The organism is Virgifigura deserti (assembly GCA_003576685.1).
Taxonomy (GTDB): Bacteria; Pseudomonadota; Alphaproteobacteria; order Dongiales; family Dongiaceae; genus Virgifigura; species Virgifigura deserti.
On sequence record QOZR01000002.1, the window covers coordinates 145,117 to 165,503 of the forward strand.

Here is a 20,387-nt window from a genome sequence, read left to right on the forward strand (position 1 = left end):
ACCCGTCAGTTCACGAGTTGCCAGGACCCGTCCGGCTGACGGCAGGCGGTGCCGTAGAGCTGTTGCCGTTCGCCGGCGATCACGGCCGACGTGGTGTAGTCACGGCAATAGGTGCCCGACTGGGTTTGGAAGGTCTTGACGGGCGTCACTTGGTAGGCGGGGCCGCCCTGCTCGTTCCAGGCGACGGTTCGCCCGTCCGGGGCGTGCTCGAGAATCTGGCCGACGCAGTTCTGATCCACTTGGTCCATGGCGCGCCCGATGCTGCCGCCGACGATGACGCCGATGATGGTGCCGCCGACGATCGCAACGGTGCGCCCGTCGCCGCTGCCGATCGTCGAGCCGATCGCCCCGCCGGCCACGCCGCCAAGCACGCTGCCGAGAAGTTCGCGATTGCAGCGACCGAGATCGATGTCGAACGGCGCGACATAGACCACGTCATGGTCATGCTTCTTCTTGTGCTTGTTCTTGGCCCGATGGCCATGGGCCGGCGCCCAGGGCGGCGGGTCCGCCTGAACCGGCGGAACGCTCCAGAGCATGGCGCAGAGAGCGATCATGACGACCGCAAACGCCTTTCGTACCTGTTCGCTCCAACGAACCGCGACATTCTGGAGGTTCATGCGCCCTTTCCCCCTGCAAGATCTCAGGAACTGTTGCGGCGTTTGGTTAACGAATTGCAAGGGATCTGTCCATGGGGCAACTCACCAGGAGTCCACCGGTGCGCCCGGAAGCGTCCGCCGAGCCACAAGAGGCGCCTCGGGCGGCAGATCCATCGCCTCGGCGAAGGCGAGAAGCAGCCTCTCATCGGCAAGAATAAAGTCGAGAACCGCGCCGAGCAGCGCCGCATCGTTCATCCGGCCCTTGACCTCCTCGATCGACAGGCCGGTCAGATTGACGAACCGGAGGAACAGATCTTCGTCGGCGGCGAGAAATCCGACGGCCTGAATCGCCATCGTCTCCGCATCCTCCCGCGTCGGGGGGCGACGTCTTTCTCGCATCCTGAGAACCTCCGATTCCAAGCATGATATCCGCTCCGGATTTCAAGCATGGAACGGGCCCGGCACTCAACCTTGCTCGGGACACACGGCTCGGGTTGACAGCGGGCGCTGGATCGCGTGGATGATGAGGCAAGCTCGGTCGCAAAAATCGGACAAGGGAGACAAGGGGATGGATTTGGGCATCGCGGGCCGGAGCGCCCTGGTGTGCGCCGCTAGCAAAGGGCTGGGCCGCGCCTGCGCGTTCGCGCTCGCCCGAGAGGGAGCCGCCATCACCATCGTCGCGCGCACGCCCGGACCGCTGGAGGTCACCGCCAAAGCGATCCGGAGGGAGACGGGCGTCGCCGTGACGGCGGTCGCGGCCGACATCACGACGGAGGAAGGGCGCGAGGCCGCGCTCGCCGCCTGCCCCAATCCCGATATCCTGGTGAACAATGCCGGCGGGCCGCCGCCCGGCGACTTCCGCGACTGGACGCGGGAAACCTGGATCGGCGCGCTCGACGCCAACATGCTGACGCCGATTGCGCTGATCAAGGCGACCGTCGACGGGATGATCGACCGACGTTTCGGCCGCATCGTCAACATCACCTCAGGCGCGGTGAAGGCGCCGATCGCCAGCCTCGGCCTGTCGAACGGCGCGCGCGCCGGTCTGACCGGCTTCGTCGCCGGCCTGGCCCGCCAGACCGTGCGGGCCAATGTGACGATCAACAACCTCCTGCCGGGTCCGTTCGCCACAGACCGGCTGCGGGCGAACACCCGGAACGCCGCCGAGAAGACCGGGCGCGGCTTCGACGAGCTTTGGACCGAGCGCATGACCAACAATCCCGCTGGCCGGTTCGGCGAGCCGGAAGAGTTCGGCGCGGCCTGCGCATTCCTTTGCGGCGTCCGGGCCGGCTATATCACCGGACAGAACCTGCTCCTCGACGGCGGCGCCTATCCGGGGACGTTGTAGAGAAGCAGATCAGGCCGCACCGCTCCCGCGGCACTGGATCACGACGGTCGTGACGTTATCGGAGGCACCGCGCTCAAGGGCGACGCCGACCAGCGCCTCGGCCGCTTCAGTGGTCGAGGTTCGCGCCAGCACCTCCGCGATCTCTCGATCGCTCAACATCTTGGTCAGCCCGTCGCTGCACAGCAGGAACAGGTCGGCCGGCAGGATCCGTTCGTGCCGCATCTCGAACTCCAAGCTGTCGGTCGCGCCGACGGCCCGCGTGACGACGTTCGCCTGCGGGTGGCGCCCGGCCTCTTCGGGCGTCAGAACGCCGATGTCCACCAGCTCCTGCACATGGCTGTGATCGCGGGTGATCTGCCGAAGCTCCGTCGCGCGCCACAGATAGAGACGGCTATCACCGGCCCAGATGCAAGCAAAGTGATGGTTGTAGGTCAGCAGGACGACCACGGTGCTCGCGATGATTCGGTCGGAACCTTGGGCGGTCGCTTCGGCGCGCAAGCTCCGGTTCGCCTCGGCCAGCTGCAGCTTGGCCTGGGCCAGGAAGGAGGGCGCATTCACCGGCGGCGGAATCCGGCTCAAGGATTCGACGACGAGGCGGCTCGCGAGATCGCCGGCGTCATGCCCGCCCATGCCGTCGGCCACGGCCCAGAGTCCGAGGTCCGGCCGATCGAGACAGGCATCCTCGTTCAGTTTTCGAATCATGCCGACATGCGTACAGGAGGCGGAGAGATACTGATAGGACCGCCCCGCCCCGTTCATGACGCGCCGTCGCTCCGCTCCCAGCAGCCGTCCAGAAGCGCGGCGTAACTGCCGATATGTGGTAGGCCTCGGCAGACCAGGAGCGATCGTTGGCGCTCCTCCGCATGCGCTGTCCACCACAGGCTGTAGGTCGGAGAGTCCAACCGGAGCAGACGATCGAGAAGATCGGGATAGCTGCCTGCAGGATCCGTCGTCAGCATTGCAATCCGCCAGCCGCCGGCCATCGGCCCGCCCGATGAGGGCATTTTGCCGACGGCGGTGGGAAAACCCATTGCCCGTAAGTCGGCATCGAAGCGCTCAATGTCGAAATCATCTTCGAGCGCAGACAACGCGAGCGCTTCCAGCCCGTCGAACCAGCCGCTTGCGCCGGCGGCCAGCGCCGCGGGGTTCCCACAGTCCGGAAGCGGCGCGGCCAGCACCAGCGGAAAATAGCGGCCGACCCGATCGACGCTCGGCATCAGCACGCCGGCGGCGACATGGTCGCCGCAAAGGCCGGGGCCAAGGACGAAATGCCAGACCGGACAAGTCAGATAGGCGGGAAGCCAATCCGCGCCGAGCTGCTCGCGGCTGCAGCTGATCGCTGCCTGCAGCCAAGCGTCCCATGGCTCAATGAAAGGACGCGGCAGACGCCGCGTCATAAAATCGCCGCGCGCCGGCAGCTTGCCGTAGAAGCCGGGCCCGGCCTGCGGATTATCCTGCCTTAGAGCGAGCCCGGGCACCGGAACGCCTCCAACTCCTTCAGCGTGAAGGGATTCATGACGCTGCTCGCGCGAAGCTCGAAGGTGGCGCTCCGCCCGCCAACGGTGAAGGTGACGGTGAACTGGTCACCGCGCGCGCCGCCGCTGACCGATGCCTCGTCCAGAAGCCGGAACCAGGACCACGGCCCGTCCTTCGTCAGGTTCGACATCTGTCCGGCGACCGGCGGGCTGAATGCGACCCGAACCTGTTTGGCGGCGCCCGTGCCCGGCCACTGCATCTCCACCGGCCGCGGCGGCCCGTGATTGTAGCTGACTGTCTGGCCTTCGAGCTCGATCAGCACCTGGGTCGCGCTGGCGTCGAGCGAAACCGGCAGGATCGTGAAATGGACGGACGGCGTGCTCGAGCCGGCCGGAAAGAAGCTGTCACGGATTGCGGCGGCCCGCTGGAACTGCGCCAGCACGGCGGACGAGATGCCGAGATCGACATTGTCCACCTGCCGCCACCGCCAGGGACGGCTGGAGGTGTCGACGAATTTGCTGAGATGCGTCTTGAAGAAATCGTCGATCAGCCCATTCGGCCCGAACAGGCGCGAGAAGTCGTCCAGCGTGACGCCGATCGTGCTGTCCTTGACCAGCGGATAGCGGTTATCCAGTGCGCGGCGGCACAGCGGCAGCACGTCAGCAGTCCAGATCGCGTTGAGCTGGGCACGCGCGCCGCCGACGGTAAGGGTCGCGGCGCCCTGGGCAACCGACTCGAGCCACCCGCCCAGCGGCACCGGCAAGCGCGCGGCGGCAGTCTGTAGCTGCTGCGCTGCGTTACCGCTTCCGCCAGCGGCACCGAGCAACGCTTCGCCCTGCGCCGTCGCGGCAGAGATCCGATTGAGCTCGAGATAGAGATCATTGAGTCCTGCGATCACCGAATCGAGCGGCGGCGGAGCGCCGTCGGCACCCTTCACCAGATCGTGCAAGGAGCGGAACCGGTCGTCGACGAACTTGCCCGGTGCCTCCGTGCCGTCATTGCCCGTGGCACCGACCACGACGCTGGCGAGCCGGTCGACGCCGGTCTGCACCGTCTGCGCCGGATCAGTGGCCGCCCCTTCGCCCGCTGGCGCCGCATTTTTCGGAGGGGCAGTCAAAGTCGTCTCGCGGGCCGCCGCCGCAAGGAAGCTGCGGATCGGCGAGTTCGGCCCGGAGAGGATGTTGAGCATCTCGACCGCGTGCTGCAGGCTGCTGAACGGCGCGATCACCACATCGGCCAGCAGCCCGTCCCAGAGCGCCGCGTAATCGTCGAGATAGAGCGACAGGACGTCCTGCTCGAGCCGGGCAAGCTCGGCATCCTCGACGGCGATCTCCGACTGCGGCCCGAGAACCCAGCTCTCGCTCGCGACCGCGCGGGCGACGTCGGCGACCGCCGGCAGGAACAGCTGGTGAAAGCCGTCATAGGTATAGAGGCCGGGCACACCCTCAGACAGCGGCCGGCCGGACGCGCGCGCAAGAACCCTCGCCGCCGCCGGTCCAGCGTGATCGACGATCCGCCACGCCGGCAGCCGCCGCGCCGCGGAGCTTTGCACGATCAGCGTATAGGCCCGCTCGGCAAGAGGGGATTCGCTCAGCGTGCGTCGCGACTGATCGATCAAGTCGCCATCGAGGCCAATCTCGCTCAACGGCGCCGCGAGCAGGGCATCGAGATGCGCCGCGAGAGCCTGCCGGGTCTCGGCGCCCGCGTCGCCCGGGAAGATCGATTGCCAGTCCAGCGCCATCCACTGCCGTACCAGCGCCGCGTCCAAGGGCCCCTGCCCACCGAGCATCAGATACACCTTGAGCGCTTCATACAGATAGTCGGGCCGATCGGCGTTGCCGCGAAGCTGGCCTTCGAGCCGCAGGATCAGACGGGGCAGCAGAAGCGCGTTGAGGGCGCGCCGGTAGGCCACGACGGCCTGGGAGCCGAGCTTGTCGCCCTGATAGAGGCCGAAGGTCATAGCCAGGGGCGCCCCCGCCTCGCGCCCGGCATAGCCGGCGGGTATCGTGCGGAGCGTGTTCAGCGGCGGCAGGATGAGATCGAGCCGCGTATCGTCGACCTGGGTCAGATCGAGGTCGGCGATCTGCTCGTCATAGTCGGCGATGGTCCCGTTGACCGCCGCGATCAGCAGCCTGTTCGACGCGTAGCTGTTGTACCAGAGGCCCGCCAGGCCGAGGATCAGCATGCCGGCCACGGCGAAGGCGCCGCGCTGCACCCAGCGGCGCAGGCGCTCGACGCGCGGGTTGGTGCCCACCACCCCCGCCTCGGCGAACATGACGGCGCGCAGCAGCCGCGTGAGGAAATAGCTCCGGCCCGAACCGCTGAAGGCCGACAGCCTCTGCCGGTCGACGCCGAAGGTCGAGGCCATCGCGCCCATCAGCCGGTCGATCGGCGTTCCTTCCTGGGTGCCACTGGTGAAATAGATACCGCGCAGCAGTGGCCGCGTCTCGAAACGGCTCGGCCGGAAGATCTCTTCGAGGAAGTCCTGGGCCGCCTGCTTCAACGAGGCGACCTGCGCCGGAAAGCCATAGATCAGGCTTCGCCGCTGAATGTCCGGCTCCTCATGAACGCGCTCGAGCAGCCGGTCGTTCAGCCGACCGACCAGCGCGTCGAACTCGTCATCGAATGCGGCGATGACGCCCTCGGCACTCTTACCGTCGTCGAGGGGGAGGGTCATGCCCCAGACCTGCTCGCGCTCCTCGCGCCCGAGGTCGTCGAAGAACTCGACGAACCCGGCGATGAGGTCCGCCTTGGTGAACAGCACATAAATCGGGAACTGCACGCCGAGCTGCTCATGCAACTCGTGGATGCGCTTCTTGATCGCATGCGCATGGGCCTGACGCTCGGTCGGACTCAGCGTCGCCAGGTCGGAAAGGCTGATCGCGACCAGCGCGCCATTGATCGGCTGGCGTGGGCGCGACTTCTTCAGCAGGCCCAGGAAGCCGGCCCAGGCCGCGCTATCGACGGCCTGATGGCTGTCCTGCGTCGTGTAGCGGCCGGCAGTGTCGATCAGCACCGCCTCGTTGGTGAACCACCAGTCGCAGTTGCGCGTCCCGCCGACGCCGCGCACCGCATCCTTGCCGAGTCGGTCGGCGAGCGGAAAGCTCAAGCCCGAATTGACGAGCGCGGTCGTCTTGCCTGAGCCCGGCGGCCCAATCAAGATGTACCAGGGCAGTTGATAGAGATATTGGCGGCCGGACGCGCCGCCGAGCTTCGCCTTCTTGAGCGTCGCCAACGCCTCGTGCAGACGCTCCTTCAGGATGTCCACTTCCTCCGCCGACGCGGTCGCATCCGGAGCCGGCGCAGCGGCTGGCGCCTGCGCCAGGTCGTTGACCAGCTGTTCGTTGGCACGCTTGGCCTTCGTCAGCGACAGCAGGTTGAAGAGGCCCCAGGCGATGAGGATGACCAGCGACGTGCCGAACCGCGCGATGTCGCTCTCCAGCGGACGAACCTCGCCGATCGCGATCAGCGGCCCGGCGAACCAGATCAGCAGCGACAGGACGATCGCGCCGATTAGGCTGATGAGCCACTTGGCCGTCACTATGGTGAGAATGCCCTTCAGCATACTTCTTCCCGCATCTGCAAGGCTGTGGTGTCTTCGGCGAAACGGAGTGCGCGGCGAGCCCGGGTCATTGGGTCGCCACGATTGCGTCGCCACCGCCGGTTTTCATCAGGAGCAGCTCGATCCGACGATTCGCCTCGCGGCCCTCGTCCGTGTCGTTGGACGCGATCGGCTCGCCATCGGCCCGACCTTCGGCGGTCAGCCTCGCCGGATCGACGCCGGCCGCCGCCACGACCTCGCGCACGGCCTCGGCGCGGGCGACCGACAGATGCCAGTTCGACGGAAACCGCAGCGAGCGGATCGGAACATTGTCGGTGTGGCCCGCCACGATCACGCGGCCGGGCTCGTCGCGCAGGGCCGCGGCGACCCGCTCCAGCAACGGTCGATAGCTCTCCTCCACCGTGGCGCTGCCCGAGGGGAACATGCCCCGGTTTCGGATCCGCACGGTGATCGCCTGCGGCCCGTCCTCGACCACGACGAGATTCTCTGCAATCTCCGGCTCCAGGAACTTGCGGATCCTCTCGAACTGGCTGCTATCAACAACCGGCGGCGGCGGCGGCGCCACGGTCCTGGCAAGCGAGACGGGACCTGTCGGCGGCAGAACGGCGAGCTGCGCATAGGTTGCGTCGGACGCGCGGTTGAGCGCATAGCTGAACCCCATGAAGATCAGCGTCAGCAACCCGGCCGTCGCGACGCTGACAACCCATAAGGGAACATACGAACTCATCGGGCGATGCGCCGCCTCGATGCCGCGCCAGCGGGGCGACAGCTCGCGCTCGAACTCGCCGCGACGCTGGCGCAGGGTGCGGAACAGCCCGTCGCGGACCCGGCTGAGCTCGGACGATCCGCGTGACTGCACGCGCAGCCGTCCCTCGAAGCCGAGCGACAGGCACAGATACATCAGTTCGAGGACTTCGGCATTGCGGCCCGGGTCCTGCTGCAGCCGCTGCAGGATGTCGAAGAAACGCTCGCCGCCGGTCACTTCGTTATGGAAGGTGCTGACCATGCCCCTCTTGGGCCAGACGCTATGGCTGCCCCAGGGCGTGTTCAGCACGATGTCATCGAGGGTGGCGCACAGCACGTAATGCCCGGCGCGGACGGTTCCGGGCGGCAGGCCCGACGCAACCGCGCTGCTCTCGAACGCCTTCAACTCGCGAATGACCCGCTCGCGCAGGCCGTCGACATCGTTCTGCGTCGGGCTGCTCCGCAGGCGGATCGCCAGCGTCAGGAGCGACGATGCGGCCGCGACGAGCGGGTTCAGCCCGGCCTGCGCGATCGCCGCCATGATCTCGGGATCGGCGGCCCGGCCAGGTGACGCGGTAGGTGCGGCAGCCCCCCCTTGTGGCGGCCGCGCCGGACCGCGTCCGCCCGGATTAGGCCGAATGATCGTCCGGTCGGCGTCGTCCGGCTCGGCGAAGGGATCGTCCTGGCTCATCGCACCTGTCCTTTGCCCGCCTAACCTTTAATGGCCCAGAATTCCATTTCGAGCTGAGGGAACTCGCCCGCCACATGGATCGCGAATCCGCCCGACGTCGCGAGCTGCTTCCAGTGCTGACCGCTTCGTTCCAGCTCGAAATAGGTGACGCCCGCGTGATAGGGAATTTGCCGCGGCGCCACCGGCAGCGGGCGCACGGTGATGCCCGGCAGCGCGACATTGACGAGCTCGCGGATCTGCTCCACCGGACCGATCTTCACCTGGTTCGGAAAATTCCGCCGCAGCACCTCCGCCGGCATGTCCGCCTTGACGGCGAGAACGAAGCCGGCCGAGTTCAGCAGCGTCCGATCCACGATCGGCGCGACGCGGATGCCGTAACGGCGTTCCTGCAACGGAATCGGAATCGCGGTCTGCTCCAGAACGGCGCTCAGGGACTGCCGCAGCTCGGCCATCACCGGCGCGAAGGTCTTCTGCAGGTCCTCGTGCCGATAGGGCGGAAAGGCGGGCGGGCGCTTGTTCTTGGAGGTGAAGGTCGCCAGTTCTCCGGCCATCTGCAGCATGATCTGATACAGGGCTTCCGGATGGATATCCCCCGCCGTCGCGAAATGGGACAGCAGCGGCTCATAACGGTTGACGGCCTGAAGCAGCAGGAAGTCGGCGATCTCGGCGACGCCCTTGGCGCCCGACTCCGACACGCGGCCGGCGAGCGCCTCGCCGCGGTGATGGAACAGACCTTGGAGCTCCGCCAGGAAACCGGTCAGGGTCGGAGAGGCGCCGCAGACCAGGCTGGGCGGGATGTAGCGGTCGTCGAGCACCACGTTCTTGTCGGCGCGGACCTCAGTGACTCGGGCAAGTCCCAGGCAGACATAGCCCGCGCGCTCTTCGCTCTCCAGCACGAAGCGCAGCCGCAGCTTGCCGACCTGAAGGCGCGCGACGCCTTCCGCCCCGGCATTGCCGTCGACCGCCTCGAACTCCTGCGTGCTGTAGCGGGCGACGGTCTCCTCATTGCCGGCGCGCTCGACCTCGACGCCGCCGGGCTGGCGCACCGGGAGCGCCAGATGGACGACGCAGTTGCGCGTGTTCTCCGGAAGCTCCAGGGGCGGCGGATGGTCGCAATCCTCGGGAACGCTGAACGGCGTTCCGTCCTCCAGAATGCCGCGGCAGGAGGTGATGGCGAACTTGCCCGTAGCGAGCAGCTCGCGGTTGATCTGCAGCTCGGTGAGTCCCCAGCTATGCGACCGCAGCCCCGCTGCACGTCCGCGGACGAGCTTCTCGACATATCGATCATATTGCTGGAAGTGCTGTGCCCGGAGGAACATGCCCTCCGACCAGACCACTTTGTTATCCCAAGACATCGGTCCGGCCATCCTTGTTGGCGGCATCAAGACGAGCCGCAAGCGTCATTGGAAGGAGCCTCGTCATCATGGTTCGCTCGGATCCAGCGAAACCGACAGCGCCCCAACCGACGCGGTGATTTCCGTCGTCCCATTTGGCGCCACCGGCGCGACGGCGCGCCAGCCGGCCGTTTCGAAGTCGCGATAAAACACCGCAACGCCGACGAATCGGGTGTCGGGCTCCAGCTCGCGCCGGAGGGTCTGCCCTTCGCCGGGCAAAAGCATGAGCTCGTCACGGCCCAGCAGATCGGGGCCGAGCGTCGAGGCCTCCTTCTCATAAAGCTGAAAGAAGTCCGCCGCCCGGAACGCGGAGTCCGAGGCCAGCCGGTAGACACGCAGGACGACGGGGGACGGCCGTCCGTTCCCATCCGGATTCAGATCGGCGGACGGCATCATCGAGAGCTCGACCACTGCCGGCTGCCCCGGCAAAGCGCAGCCCGCCACGACAACCAGGGCGAGACAGGCCAACAGGCCCGCCAACCGCCGTCCCGTCACTGCGAGTCGGCGGCCGAAGGCCCGGGCCGATACAACCGGCGCTCGGATCGCGGCTCCTGTAATTTCCTGGTTCACCCCTATCCCCCAAGGCATTCTAGACCAACTGCCCGCGATTGCATAAAGGTTCGGACTTCGCCGCAGCAGGCGGCCTCCCGCTCCCCCGATCGCGTCAAAGCTTTTTCACCTGCTCCTCATAGGCCCGAGCGAACGCCCGCCCGAACAAGCCGTGAAAGTCCTGCTCGGCTTCGCTGGCGATCTGCTGATAGAAGGTCTCGTAAAGCTCCCAATATTTCGCCTTTCTCGCGCCGGGCAGAATGCTGTCCAGAACCGAGCCCTTCTCGAGCCGCTGCTTCAGCCCCTCCGGATCGAAGCTCTTGAGCAGTGCGGTCAGCGCGACCTGCATGCCGGCCATCATAGCGAGCTGGTGGGCCTGGATATCCTTGAAGCCTTCCTGGACGGCGCCCACCGGCGGCAGATATCCGGGTTTCGCGCGCCGGACCATGGCGACCAGGGCTTCCTCGACGCTGACCGAGAACTTCAGCGGATTGTTGTTTGCCGGCCGGATCATCGTCGACTCGAGGCGGAACTCGTTCTTGATCGTCGACCGCGCCATCAGGACTTCCCGGAGCCCCTGCACCATCTCGCGAAACGCCTCGCCGGCGGCATGCATCAGCTCCGCCGCGTTCTCCCCAGACAGGTCGAGATGCTCGAGACCGGCGCCGGTCAGGAACGAGCGGAGCGCGTCGGCATCTGCCGCGCGCGGTGCTCCGGGCGCCGCCTGGGGCGCCGACTGGGGTTTCGGATCAGGCGGAACAGCAGCCGCATCCCTCACCGGGGGAGAGGACGGCGATGCGCCGGCCGCCGCCGGCGGCATCGGCCCGGCGAGGTCGTCCTCCGCGTCCCAGTCCTCGGGGATCTGGCCGGCCACGACGTCCGGCGGCCGGAAATAGGCCTGCTCCGACGGCACATGATCGGGTTCCGAGAACGGCGTGTCCAGCGCGCGCCCTCCATCGCTGAACAGCGCGTCATCATCGGGAATAGGCGGCGGCGGTGACTCCGCGGCGCCGGATCCCGGCCAGGATCCGAACAACGAGTCGTCCGTCACGTCGGAGACCGAAGGCCGCGGCGGCTCACTTGGCGCGGCCGGGTCCACGACCGGACCCAGGCCGTCATCGCGGTCGATTCCGAATGGATCGAGATCGTCGAACGGTCCCGCTCCCGGTGCGGCCCCTGGCCCGGCCTCTGGGCCAGCTCCCGGGCCAGCTCCCGGGCCAGCTCCCGGGCCAGCTCCCAGGCCAGCTAACGTCTCGGAGAACGGATCTCGGCCCGGCACAGCGGTCGCGTCCAGCGGCTGCGATCTTGGCGCGATTCGAACCTCGATCCGGTAATCGCCGAGCGTCAGGCTGTCGCCGTCCTGCAGCGGCCATTGCTGGCCGCGCCCCAGCGGTTCGGTGGATTGATTGAGATACAGGCCGTTCGTGCTGGTGTCGGTGACGACGTACTGGCCGTCCTGGAACGCGATCTCGCAATGCCGCTTCGACAGGTGCCGGTTCGGATCGGGCAGCACCCAATCATTCTCCGGCCCACGCCCGATCGTGGCGCCATGGCCGTCGAGCGTCTTGGCAATCTCCAACCCCGGGGAGGAGACCTGCTGATTGACGATCGTGAGTCTTAAAGTCATCGCTGTACTCAATGGCAGGAGGCTAAGACAGCGTCGCGCCTGGCGATGGGAATCGCCCCTTTGTCCTCAGCCTGGGTCCTTAGCCTGACCGGCCGTTTCCTTCGATCCGGCATTCAGCCGATCAGCACGGTCGGGAGTCCCAGGACGATGACGCCGCCATGCGCCGTGCTGTCGCCCATTCGCGCCGCCGGCAAGGAACCGATCAGAACCGTGGCGCTGCCCTTCACGATGGTATCCGGCGGGCCGACGCAGGTCACCACGTCGCTGACCCGCGCCGCGGGCAGCGATCCGATCAGAACGGTCGGCAACCCGGCCAGGATCGGGCCGCCCACATGCGGCACCACGCCGGTCACCATCGGGCAGGTATGCATATCGCTGAGTCGTGCCGCAGGCTGTCCCATCGTTCCTCCTCACGCGGCCATGTTGCCGGTTTCAGGCGCTCGCATTCTTTCGGCCATTGCCCCCATTCGCGATGTCGATGCCCTGCTCCAGGAACAGGCGGTACCGCTCCGCCGCTCGCTCCGGCTCCGTCTGCACCGCCGCCAGGATCACGGCACCGGCAACGGCGACCCCGGTCAGAGCCTCGCCCGGAGGCACCGGCGGGACATCGGGCGGCGCCATGCTGCCGCCGCTCCAGAACGCCGCCACCGCGGCCCAGCTCGACGGCGACTCGAACCCGACCGCCTCGGCGCGAGCCATCGCCGCCCGCCGATTCTCCTCGACCGGCTTGTAGACCCAGGCCTCGGCCGCCTTCAGCGCCTCCAGCAGGGCCGGCTTGGCGTCCGCCGTGAGGCTGGCGCGCGCGCAGAGGCAAGCCCACCACACCGCCTCGCGTTTCGGCAAGGCATGGGCCAGGAATCGCGCCGCGTCGGCATAGTGTTCCTGTTTGGTTAACAAAGTGAGAAAATCCGCCGGCGTCATGCCGTCGCTCAGAAGCGCCTGCGCTTCTTCGCCGAGATGAACCTGGCGGCAGATCTCTTCCGCCTTGCCCGCCGCGATCTTGCTCAATGCCTGCATGGGACGTCCCAGGATTCAGCTAGTTGATCATCGTGACGCCGCCCTTCAGCGTCAGCATGCCGTCGCCCTTCACCTGCGTCATCGGAGCCTTCGCCTCGACCATCGCCTGGCCCTCGATCTTGATCATCATCCCCTTCAGCGTGATGCCGGTTTGGTCGATCTTGATGCTGTTCTGGCCGACCTTGAGCTCGATCGACTGCATCGCCTCCAGACTGTCCTTACCGAGATTCAGCTTGACCGCACGATTGCCCATCTTGATCGTGAGCGTGTCGTTGCCCATCTCGATCGTTTCCTTGCGGTTGCCCTTCTTGATCGTGAGCTCTTCATTGCCATCGATCGTTTCGGTGCGGTTTCCCGTCTTGATCGTAAGTTCTTCGTTCCCCTTCTCGATCGTCTCGGTGCGGTTGCCCTTCTTGATCGTGATCTTCTCGTTGCCCTCTTCGATTATCTCGGTCCGGTTGTTCTTGACCGTGATCGTCTGATCGTTGCCGACCTCAAGGGAATCGTCGTTCTCGACGATGCGCTTGAAGTCCTTCTCCGCGTGGAAATAGACCTCCTCCGACCCCTTCTTGTCCTCGAACCGCAACTCGTTGAAGTTGGCGTCGGCGCCCTGCTTGGAGCTTCTGGTCTTGATGCCGGATTGGGTCTTGTTGTCCGGCAGCACATAGGGTGGCATCTGGTCCGCGTTGTAGACGCAGCCGACGATGATGGGGCGGTCGGGATCGCCCTCGAGGAAATCGACCAGCACCTCCATGCCGATCCGCGGCGTGAACAGCACGCCCCATTTGCGCCCCGCCCAGGACTGCGCCACCCGCATCCAGCAGGAGCTCTTCTCGTTCTTCTTACCCTCGCGGTCCCAATGAAACTGCACCTTCACGCGGCCGTACTTGTCGCAATAGATCTCCTCGCCGGACGGGCCGACGACGACGGCCGTCTGCGGCCCGCGAACGACGGGCCTGGGCGTCGTGCCAGGCGCGCGGTAGGTGACGCCTTCCGGGATACAGGTGAAGCTGTTCGCATATGTCGGGGTGCCGCCCTGCCCCGCGAAATGAGTCTCATCCGAAGCGGCGTGCCGCACGCCGGTAATGACGTAGGTCTTGCCCTCTTCGCTGCGGCATTCATGCTTCACCAGCGTGAACTTGGCGCCCGGGGAGAACGACCGGCAGTCGCTCTCGCCACTGGTAACGGCATAGGGCGCCTCCTGCTCCTCCATCCGAACTTCGGTCAAGGCCTGACCGTCCGCCTTCACGGCATAGCGGCCGGGATAGTCGTAGATCTCGAACTTGTCGAGCTTCGGCGTCTTGAGCAGCGTGTTGGTGGTCGTGGCGAGGCTGGTTCCCGGCGTCTCGAAATTGTAGTCCTGCTGGCTGACCTTGCCCGACCGGAATTCGAAGCTCGGGCGCCAGCTCGAAATCCGGCCCAGCATGCCGGTACCCGTGCGGAACTCGACCTCGCCGTCCTCACAATCGACATAGGCCGACCGCTGATCGGCGAGGACAAGGGTGTGCTTCCCGACTTCATGCTTGAAGAAGTAGAAGATGCCTTCTTCCTCGAGCAGCCGCGAGACGAAGTCAAAATCGCTCTCGCGATACTGGACGCAATAGTCCCGCGGCGGATGCTTGCCTTTGATTCCCGAAGCCTCGAAGTCGGTGAACCCCAGATCGCCGAAGATCTGCTTGACGATGTCGGGAACCGTCTTCTCCTGGAAAATCCGACAATCGGTCGTCCGCGTCAGGAACCAGAGCCACGGCACGACCTCGGCGTAATAGCGGCGATAGCCACGCGCCCACATCGGCCCGGCCGCGAACCGGTTGATGATGCCGTTGAAGCACCGTGTCTCACCGCCCGGCAGAGCGACATGGAAGGTGACCGGCTTGCCGAGCAGATCGTCGGCGGCGATCGCCTCCCGGGACGAGGCCATTTCCAGACGGTAGCTGAAAAGTCCCGATATCTGCTCGTCGCCCTCGAAGCCGGTCAGCACGAAGGCATCCTCGCCGAGGGCGGTCTCCACCGAGAGCCACCGCCCCGCCTGCGTCAGCGTGACCGTCTGAGCCGAACCGGCCATGGAACCCCCTTCATTGGCAAGGCTGCCGCGATCGCCTTCTGTACCAAATGCGATAGCGACCGCCGAGCATCGTTCCACGCGCCAACGTAGCAACGACCCTCGGCGGCGAGCTCAAACCCAGGACCAATCGCGCGAACGACGCGTCGCGGTGATGATCGTGCTCCGCAAGACGTCTACCGCCACGAATTTGGCCAAGAGCCCCACCGCCGACCGGCCGTGAGGCCCTTGATCCGCGCCTACGCCTTCTTCGCGGTCTTCAGATCGTAGCTGGTCGTGATCGGATTGCCCGGCTTGTGATTGGCGTCATAGGGCGTGTATTTCGTCTCGATCTTGGTGAAATTGAGGCTGAGCGACTCCGACGGCCGGTCGCCGCCCGAGGACATGCTGTATGCGCTGATCATCGCATCGGTCAGCGTATACTCCATGTAGGTGTCGCCCGGATTGCCGGTGGTGACGAGATGGATCTTCACCTCGGTAGCCTTGCCGGTGCAGGCCTCGGCGAACAGCGTGGGCGACGCCTCGTCCATCTGCTTGCTGATCGTCACCTCGCTGACCGAGGGCTCCGACGCCTCCCGATTGCTCGCTGAACCGACCGGCGTGTGGATTGCGCGCCCGACCCCCCACTGGAGACTGTCGATTGTAAGCCATTTCTGGTGCTTATCGTGCGTCGCATCGCCGTCGATCTTCCCGATCTTCGCGTAGATCGCCATCCTTACCCCCTTTGCTTATTCATTCTAAGTGTGAAACCCGTAGCTTGCGGGATCCGCCGCCAAAAAGTCTCGACCTCAACGACCCGATCCCAGCAAGCTTTCGCCTGTCCAGGTCGCAACTCGTTAAGAATTTATTAAGGGTTTTCAATCCCCCTGCCCGGATCATCTCCGGCGATACTTGGATCAGGTAATAAGATACTTAAAGGTTCCTTCACCGTCTACCGAAACATGGACCGAGGTGATGGCCTCGCCATCAGCCATCCGGGCAAGGAACCTCGCCGACATCTCCGGCAGCAGCCCGCGGCTCAGAATATGCTCGACATTGCGCCCACCGCTTTCGACCTCGCGGCAGCGTTCGGCGATCGCCTCGATCAGGTTCGGGTCGTGGGTGAACTCCGCCTTGTAGGTTTCGGCGACCCGGCGGCGAATTCGCCCGAGCTGCAGCTCAATGATCTGCCGGATGACGGAATCGCCGAGCGGGAAATAGGGAACCAGCGTGACCCGCCCCAGAAAGGCGGGCTTGAAGATCTTCAGCAGCTCCGGCCGCAACGCCTCCGCCAGGCCGACCGCGTCCGGCATCGTCTCCGGATCGGCGCAGAGCTTGGCGATAGCGTCGGTCCCGGCATTGGAGGTCATGATGATGACCGAGTTCTTGAAGTCGATGTCGCGCCCCTCGCCGTCGCGCAGCATGCCTTTATCGAAGACCTGATAGAACACATCCTGCACGCCCGGATGGGCCTTCTCCATCTCGTCGAGAAGCACCACGCCATAGGGCCGGCGGCGTACGGCTTCCGTCAGCACGCCGCCCTCGCCATAGCCGACATAGCCGGGCGGCGAGCCGAGCAGCATCGAGACCTTATGCTCCTCCTTGAATTCCGACATGTTGATGACTGTCAGGTTCTGCTCGCCGCCATAGAGCAGCTCGGCCAGCGTCAGCGCGGTTTCCGTCTTGCCGACGCCGCTCGTGCCGACCATCAGGAACACCCCGATCGGCTTCCGCGGGTCGGTCAGCTTGGCCCGGGCGGTCCGGATCGACTGGGCGATCGCCTCGAGCGCATGGCCCTGGCCGATGATCCGCTCCTCCATCCGCTCCTTCAGGGTGAGAACGGCCCGAATCTCGTTCGTCACCATCCGCCCGACCGGAATGCCGGTCCAGTTCGCGACGACCTCGGCGATCGCTTGGCCGTCGACGCAGGCTTGCAGCAGGGGCGCCTCGCCCTGGATCTCCTGCAGCTCCGCATCGAGCGCCGCCAGCTCCGCTCGCCAAGCCTCGACTTCCTCCGGGCTGAGCATCGCCACGGCGGAGTCTCCGGTGTCCTCGGCTTTGCCGGATTCCGTCTCACTCTTGGCTTGTCCGTGCGCTTGCTCCAGCTTGTCGCGCAGCGCGCGGATCCGGCCGACGAGGTCGCGCTCCGTCTTCCAGCGTTCCTCCAGCGCCGCAAGCTCGGCCTCGACCTCCGTACGCTGCTGAGCAAGCGCCTCGAGCTGGGCGGCGTGGTTCGCCCCGGCCGACGCTTCGCGCTCCAGGATGCCGATCTCGGTTCCCAGCAGCTCGACGCGGCGCCGGCGATCCTCGATGGCGGCGGGAACCGCCGTCTGGCTCATCGCGACACGAGCGCAGGCGGTGTCGATCAGGCTCACGCCCTTGTCGGGGAGCTGGCGGCCGGCGATGTAGCGATGCGACAGGCGGACCGCTTCGACGACCGCTTCATCCAGGATCCGGACCTTATGATGCTTTTCCAGGGTAGCGACCAGGCCGCGCATCATGTCGACGGCGGCGGCCTCTCCAGGCTCCTCGACCTTGACGACCTGAAAGCGGCGGGCAAGGGCGGCGTCACGCTCGAAATACTTCTTGTATTCCGCCCAGGTGGTGGCGGCGATCGTGCGCAGCTCGCCGCGCGCCAGCGCCGGCTTCAGCAGGTTCGCCGCGTCGCCCTGCCCCGCCTGACCGCCGGCGCCGATCATCGTGTGGGCCTCGTCGATGAACATGATAATCGGCCGCGGCGAGGCCTTCACTTCCTCGATCACCGCCTTCAAACGATTCTCGAACTCGCCCTTGACGCCTGCGCCGGCCTGCAGGAGGCCGAGGTCGAGCGAGCGGAGCGAGACCTGCTGCAGCGCGGGCGGCACGTCGCCCGCAGCAATGCGCAGCGCGAACCCCTCGACTACCGCCGTCTTGCCGACGCCGGGCTCGCCCGTCAGGATCGGGTTGTTCTGCCGCCGCCGGGTCAGGATGTCGACGACTTGGCGAATCTCCGTGTCGCGCCCGAGGACGGGGTCGATCTTGCCGTCGCGCGCCTGCTGCGTCAGATCGATCGTGAACTGATCCAGCGACGGGGTGCCGGTCTTTCCGGCCATGGCCGCACCGGGGGCTGTACCGGAGGCAGCGTCGCCGCCCTGCGCCGCAGCCGCCGACGTCGCCACAGCCTCTGCTGTCGCCGATGTGATCGTCGCCAGGTCCCGGCGCAGCGCATCCGGGGTGATGCGAGCAAGCTGGGCCGAGGCATCGCGACCGAGCGGCGCCAGAGAATCGTCGGCAAGCAGGGCACAAAGCAGATGACCCGACCGGATCCGCGGCGCCGCGAACTCCAGCGACGCGAGCACCCAGGCCTCGCGCGCCAGTGATACGAGATGCGGCGACAGCGCCGGCGCCCGCGTGTTGCCCGTCTTTAAGCGATCGAGCATTCGCGTCAGGTCGGTGTTGAGCCGCGACGAATCGATCTCGTAATGGCGCAGGATCGCCGCCAGATCACCGTCGGGCGCTTCGAGCAGCTTGAGCAACCAGTGCTCGATCTCGACATTGTAATGGCTGCGCGAGAGCGTCAGCCCGGCCGCCGCCTCGAGCGAGCGGCGACATTGATCGTTGAGCTTTCCAACCAGAGATTTGAGATCGACAGCGGCCATGACGGTTCCTTAAGCGATATGTACCGGACGTGGAGTCGCGATGTTGTTAGCGCGGATTGCGAATGGATGTGGTGTAGCGGCGCCCCTAGCGGATGCCGGGATCAAGCCCATGGGGCCCATGTATCGGCTGGCTATATCAGGCGGAATTGCTGCCATAGCGGAACCTTATGTTCGAGGATTGATTGGATCGCCTCCCGGATCAGCGCGAGGTTCTCCGCTTCGCTCTCGACCGAGGCTCCGTCCTTGAGGAGCGTCTCGCCCCGCGCGGCGATCGGTGCCCACAACAGCGGCGCGAGGTCTTCGGCAGTCGTGTCGACGCCGGAGGTGAGGCCGAAATAGGCCACCAGCTCCGCGACGCTCGCCAGGAGGCCGGAACCCAGCGACGCCACCGCGAACGCAACCTTGTTGTTGCTCTCCGCATGCTGGGCATCGCGCGACACCACGCGATTGAAGCGCCGCACGGCATCCTCCGCATCGGCGGAGACGGTCTCGACCACCGGCGCGGCCTGTGCCGAGCCCACCAGGATGCCGACGACTTCGCGCGGCGTGATCTTGGTCCTTCCCTTGAGCTCGGGCAGATCGAGCAGCTCCCCGACCGTCATTGGCTGCTCCGCCAGCGCGTCCAGAATGGGTCCGTAGACCCGCGATTCCAGCGTCGCTTCGCCGCGCGGCATTCCCAGCGTCAGCCGGGCGTCCCGCCTCGGTATCGTCAAGGCAAGCCGCGTCCGTCGCAGCCGCTCGTCCCGTCGGGCGGGCGGCAGGCGGCGCGCACCGCGCAGGAAGACATCCGACCGAAAAGCGCGGTTGACGCAGTAATCCTTCATCGTCTCGTAAAGGTCGGGATCGCCGATCTGCGACAGCAGATCCCGCTGATCCGGCGTCAGCATAAGGTCCGGGAAGTTCTCCAGCAGGCTTGCCGATCCGACGAAACCGAGCTTCGCCGCGGCAAGGTCGCGGGCGACGTCGACATGGTACAGCGGGCACCAGTGCTCGTTCAGATATTCATGCGCGAGATAGGCGATCTGCCCGGTCTTCAGCATCTGGCCGATTCTGGTCAGATACGGATTGTCCCGCAGATGATTCGCTTCGCGTGCCTGCAACGCCTCGGCGAAGGCGATGGCGCGGGTAATCCGCGAGTGACTGCCATCCGAAGTCAGCGCGGCATGCTCATAGAGCAGCCGCTGAATCGGCAGGGCCGCCGTCCAGCCGGGCATGCAGTTGTAGCTGACATAAACGATTCCGCCGGGCTTCAGATGGCGCCTCAGGAACGCGATGATCGCTTGGCGATTCTCGGCGGAGATCCAGCTATAGACACCGTGCAGCGTGACGAAGTCGAACTCAGGCAGTATCGACGGCGTTTCCTCGACGAGCTCGGCGAAGCTGCGTTCCAGAAACTGGATGTTTGACAGACCGGCCTCATCCGCGAGGGCGCGCGCGCGGGCGATATGGGCGGGGTTGAAATCGATCGCGTGGAACCGGCCCTTGGGGTTTGCGGCGGCGAGCAGCATCGAGGTGAAGCCCTGGCCGCAGCCAAGCTCGCAATAGGAAAAGCCGTTTTCGAGGGGCACTCCCTCGATGCCGTTGAGAAGGCAGGCGAGGTTCAGGTGGATCGGCGACTGCTCCGGATAGAAGCCCGCCATGTACTCCACGTCGCCGACATACCCGGCCGTCCAATCGCTCACTTGCGCCCCTCTCCCCGCCGCG

Annotated in this window: 16 protein-coding genes; 1 reads left to right on the forward strand and 15 read right to left on the reverse strand. The window is 66.0% G+C overall.

The annotated features are described in order from the left end of the window. Positions 1–5: 5 nt before the first annotated feature. Both DT069_RS04125 and DT069_RS04130 read right to left on the reverse strand, forming a co-directional pair. Positions 6–617 (reverse strand): RT0821/Lpp0805 family surface protein, encoded by a 612-nt coding sequence (locus DT069_RS04125; RefSeq protein ID WP_425449994.1) that lies wholly within the window; start codon positions 615–617, stop codon positions 6–8. 81 nt (positions 618–698) lie between these two features. Next, positions 699–995, reverse strand: coding sequence for a DUF3572 domain-containing protein (locus tag DT069_RS04130; RefSeq protein ID WP_162912974.1), 297 nt, complete (start codon positions 993–995; stop codon positions 699–701). A 169-nt stretch (positions 996–1,164) separates the two neighbouring features. On the opposite strand from DT069_RS04130, the gene DT069_RS04135 reads away from it, so the two are divergent. Further along, the gene (locus DT069_RS04135; RefSeq protein ID WP_119459018.1) at positions 1,165–1,944 is read left to right on the forward strand and encodes an SDR family oxidoreductase; all 780 of its coding nucleotides are present in this window, start codon (positions 1,165–1,167) and stop codon (positions 1,942–1,944) included. A 9-nt stretch (positions 1,945–1,953) separates the two neighbouring features. Here the strand turns inward: DT069_RS04135 and DT069_RS04140 are convergent, their stop codons facing one another. The 13 genes from DT069_RS04140 to DT069_RS04200 all read right to left on the reverse strand — a co-directional run bounded on the left by DT069_RS04140 (position 1,954) and on the right by DT069_RS04200 (position 20,365). After that, on the reverse strand, positions 1,954–2,703 hold the full coding sequence (locus DT069_RS04140; RefSeq protein WP_119459019.1) for a PP2C family protein-serine/threonine phosphatase: 750 nt from the start codon (positions 2,701–2,703) through the stop codon (positions 1,954–1,956). Then, positions 2,700–3,422: a type VI secretion system-associated protein TagF gene (gene tagF / locus DT069_RS04145; protein ID WP_119459020.1), complete on the reverse strand. Its 723-nt coding sequence runs from the start codon at positions 3,420–3,422 to the stop codon at positions 2,700–2,702. The genes DT069_RS04140 and tagF overlap by 4 nt, the downstream gene beginning before the upstream one ends. After that, complete coding sequence (gene tssM, locus DT069_RS04150; protein WP_119459021.1) at positions 3,404–6,985, reverse strand: type VI secretion system membrane subunit TssM; 3,582 nt, start codon at positions 6,983–6,985, stop codon at positions 3,404–3,406. Before tssM ends, tagF begins: the two co-directional genes overlap by 19 nt. Before the next feature lie 64 nt (positions 6,986–7,049). Continuing rightward, positions 7,050–8,417 (reverse strand): type IVB secretion system protein IcmH/DotU, encoded by a 1,368-nt coding sequence (gene icmH, locus DT069_RS04155; RefSeq protein WP_119459022.1) that lies wholly within the window; start codon positions 8,415–8,417, stop codon positions 7,050–7,052. Between the two features lie 20 nt (positions 8,418–8,437). Then, positions 8,438–9,772 carry a type VI secretion system baseplate subunit TssK gene (tssK, locus tag DT069_RS04160; protein WP_119459023.1) on the reverse strand — a complete coding sequence of 445 codons (1,335 nt, stop codon included), beginning with the start codon at positions 9,770–9,772 and terminating at the stop codon, positions 8,438–8,440. Positions 9,773–9,838: 66 nt separating this feature from the next. Continuing rightward, positions 9,839–10,381: a type VI secretion system lipoprotein TssJ gene (gene tssJ, locus DT069_RS04165; RefSeq protein WP_162912975.1), complete on the reverse strand. Its 543-nt coding sequence runs from the start codon at positions 10,379–10,381 to the stop codon at positions 9,839–9,841. A gap of 94 nt (positions 10,382–10,475) precedes the next feature. Beyond that, positions 10,476–11,987 carry a type VI secretion system-associated FHA domain protein TagH gene (tagH, locus tag DT069_RS04170; RefSeq protein ID WP_119459025.1) on the reverse strand — a complete coding sequence of 504 codons (1,512 nt, stop codon included), beginning with the start codon at positions 11,985–11,987 and terminating at the stop codon, positions 10,476–10,478. A gap of 113 nt (positions 11,988–12,100) precedes the next feature. Continuing rightward, on the reverse strand, positions 12,101–12,388 hold the full coding sequence (locus tag DT069_RS04175; RefSeq protein ID WP_119459026.1) for a PAAR domain-containing protein: 288 nt from the start codon (positions 12,386–12,388) through the stop codon (positions 12,101–12,103). A gap of 31 nt (positions 12,389–12,419) precedes the next feature. Beyond that, the gene (locus DT069_RS04180; RefSeq protein WP_119459027.1) at positions 12,420–13,004 is read right to left on the reverse strand and encodes a DUF6931 family protein; all 585 of its coding nucleotides are present in this window, start codon (positions 13,002–13,004) and stop codon (positions 12,420–12,422) included. A 19-nt stretch (positions 13,005–13,023) separates the two neighbouring features. Continuing rightward, positions 13,024–15,069 carry a type VI secretion system Vgr family protein gene (locus tag DT069_RS04185; protein WP_119459028.1) on the reverse strand — a complete coding sequence of 682 codons (2,046 nt, stop codon included), beginning with the start codon at positions 15,067–15,069 and terminating at the stop codon, positions 13,024–13,026. A 236-nt stretch (positions 15,070–15,305) separates the two neighbouring features. After that, entirely contained in the window at positions 15,306–15,779 is a 474-nt protein-coding gene (locus tag DT069_RS04190; protein WP_119459029.1) for an Hcp family type VI secretion system effector, read from the reverse strand. A 183-nt stretch (positions 15,780–15,962) separates the two neighbouring features. Then, a complete protein-coding gene (gene tssH, locus DT069_RS04195; protein ID WP_119459030.1) occupies positions 15,963–18,683 on the reverse strand; it encodes a type VI secretion system ATPase TssH in 2,721 nt (906 codons plus the stop codon). A gap of 131 nt (positions 18,684–18,814) precedes the next feature. Further along, the gene (locus DT069_RS04200; RefSeq protein ID WP_119459031.1) at positions 18,815–20,365 is read right to left on the reverse strand and encodes a class I SAM-dependent methyltransferase; all 1,551 of its coding nucleotides are present in this window, start codon (positions 20,363–20,365) and stop codon (positions 18,815–18,817) included. Positions 20,366–20,387 lie beyond the last annotated feature (22 nt).

Excerpts from the sequence above, each read along its gene's own strand:
- DT069_RS04130 (WP_162912974.1), bottom strand. The coding sequence starts at position 995 with ATGCGAGAAAGACGTCGCCCCCCGACGCGGGAGGATGCGGAGACGATG.
- tssM (WP_119459021.1), bottom strand. The coding sequence starts at position 6,985 with ATGCTGAAGGGCATTCTCACCATAGTGACGGCCAAGTGGCTCATCAGC.
- tssK (WP_119459023.1), bottom strand. The coding sequence starts at position 9,772 with ATGTCTTGGGATAACAAAGTGGTCTGGTCGGAGGGCATGTTCCTCCGG.
- tagH (WP_119459025.1), bottom strand. The coding sequence starts at position 11,987 with ATGACTTTAAGACTCACGATCGTCAATCAGCAGGTCTCCTCCCCGGGG.
- DT069_RS04175 (WP_119459026.1), bottom strand. The coding sequence starts at position 12,388 with ATGGGACAGCCTGCGGCACGACTCAGCGATATGCATACCTGCCCGATG.
- DT069_RS04185 (WP_119459028.1), bottom strand. The coding sequence starts at position 15,069 with ATGGCCGGTTCGGCTCAGACGGTCACGCTGACGCAGGCGGGGCGGTGG.
- DT069_RS04135 (WP_119459018.1), top strand. The coding sequence starts at position 1,165 with ATGGATTTGGGCATCGCGGGCCGGAGCGCCCTGGTGTGCGCCGCTAGC.
- tssH (WP_119459030.1), bottom strand. The coding sequence starts at position 18,683 with ATGGCCGCTGTCGATCTCAAATCTCTGGTTGGAAAGCTCAACGATCAA.
- icmH (WP_119459022.1), bottom strand. The coding sequence starts at position 8,417 with ATGAGCCAGGACGATCCCTTCGCCGAGCCGGACGACGCCGACCGGACG.
- DT069_RS04125 (WP_425449994.1), bottom strand. The coding sequence starts at position 617 with ATGAACCTCCAGAATGTCGCGGTTCGTTGGAGCGAACAGGTACGAAAG.
- DT069_RS04190 (WP_119459029.1), bottom strand. The coding sequence starts at position 15,779 with ATGGCGATCTACGCGAAGATCGGGAAGATCGACGGCGATGCGACGCAC.
- DT069_RS04180 (WP_119459027.1), bottom strand. The coding sequence starts at position 13,004 with ATGCAGGCATTGAGCAAGATCGCGGCGGGCAAGGCGGAAGAGATCTGC.
- DT069_RS04140 (WP_119459019.1), bottom strand. The coding sequence starts at position 2,703 with ATGAACGGGGCGGGGCGGTCCTATCAGTATCTCTCCGCCTCCTGTACG.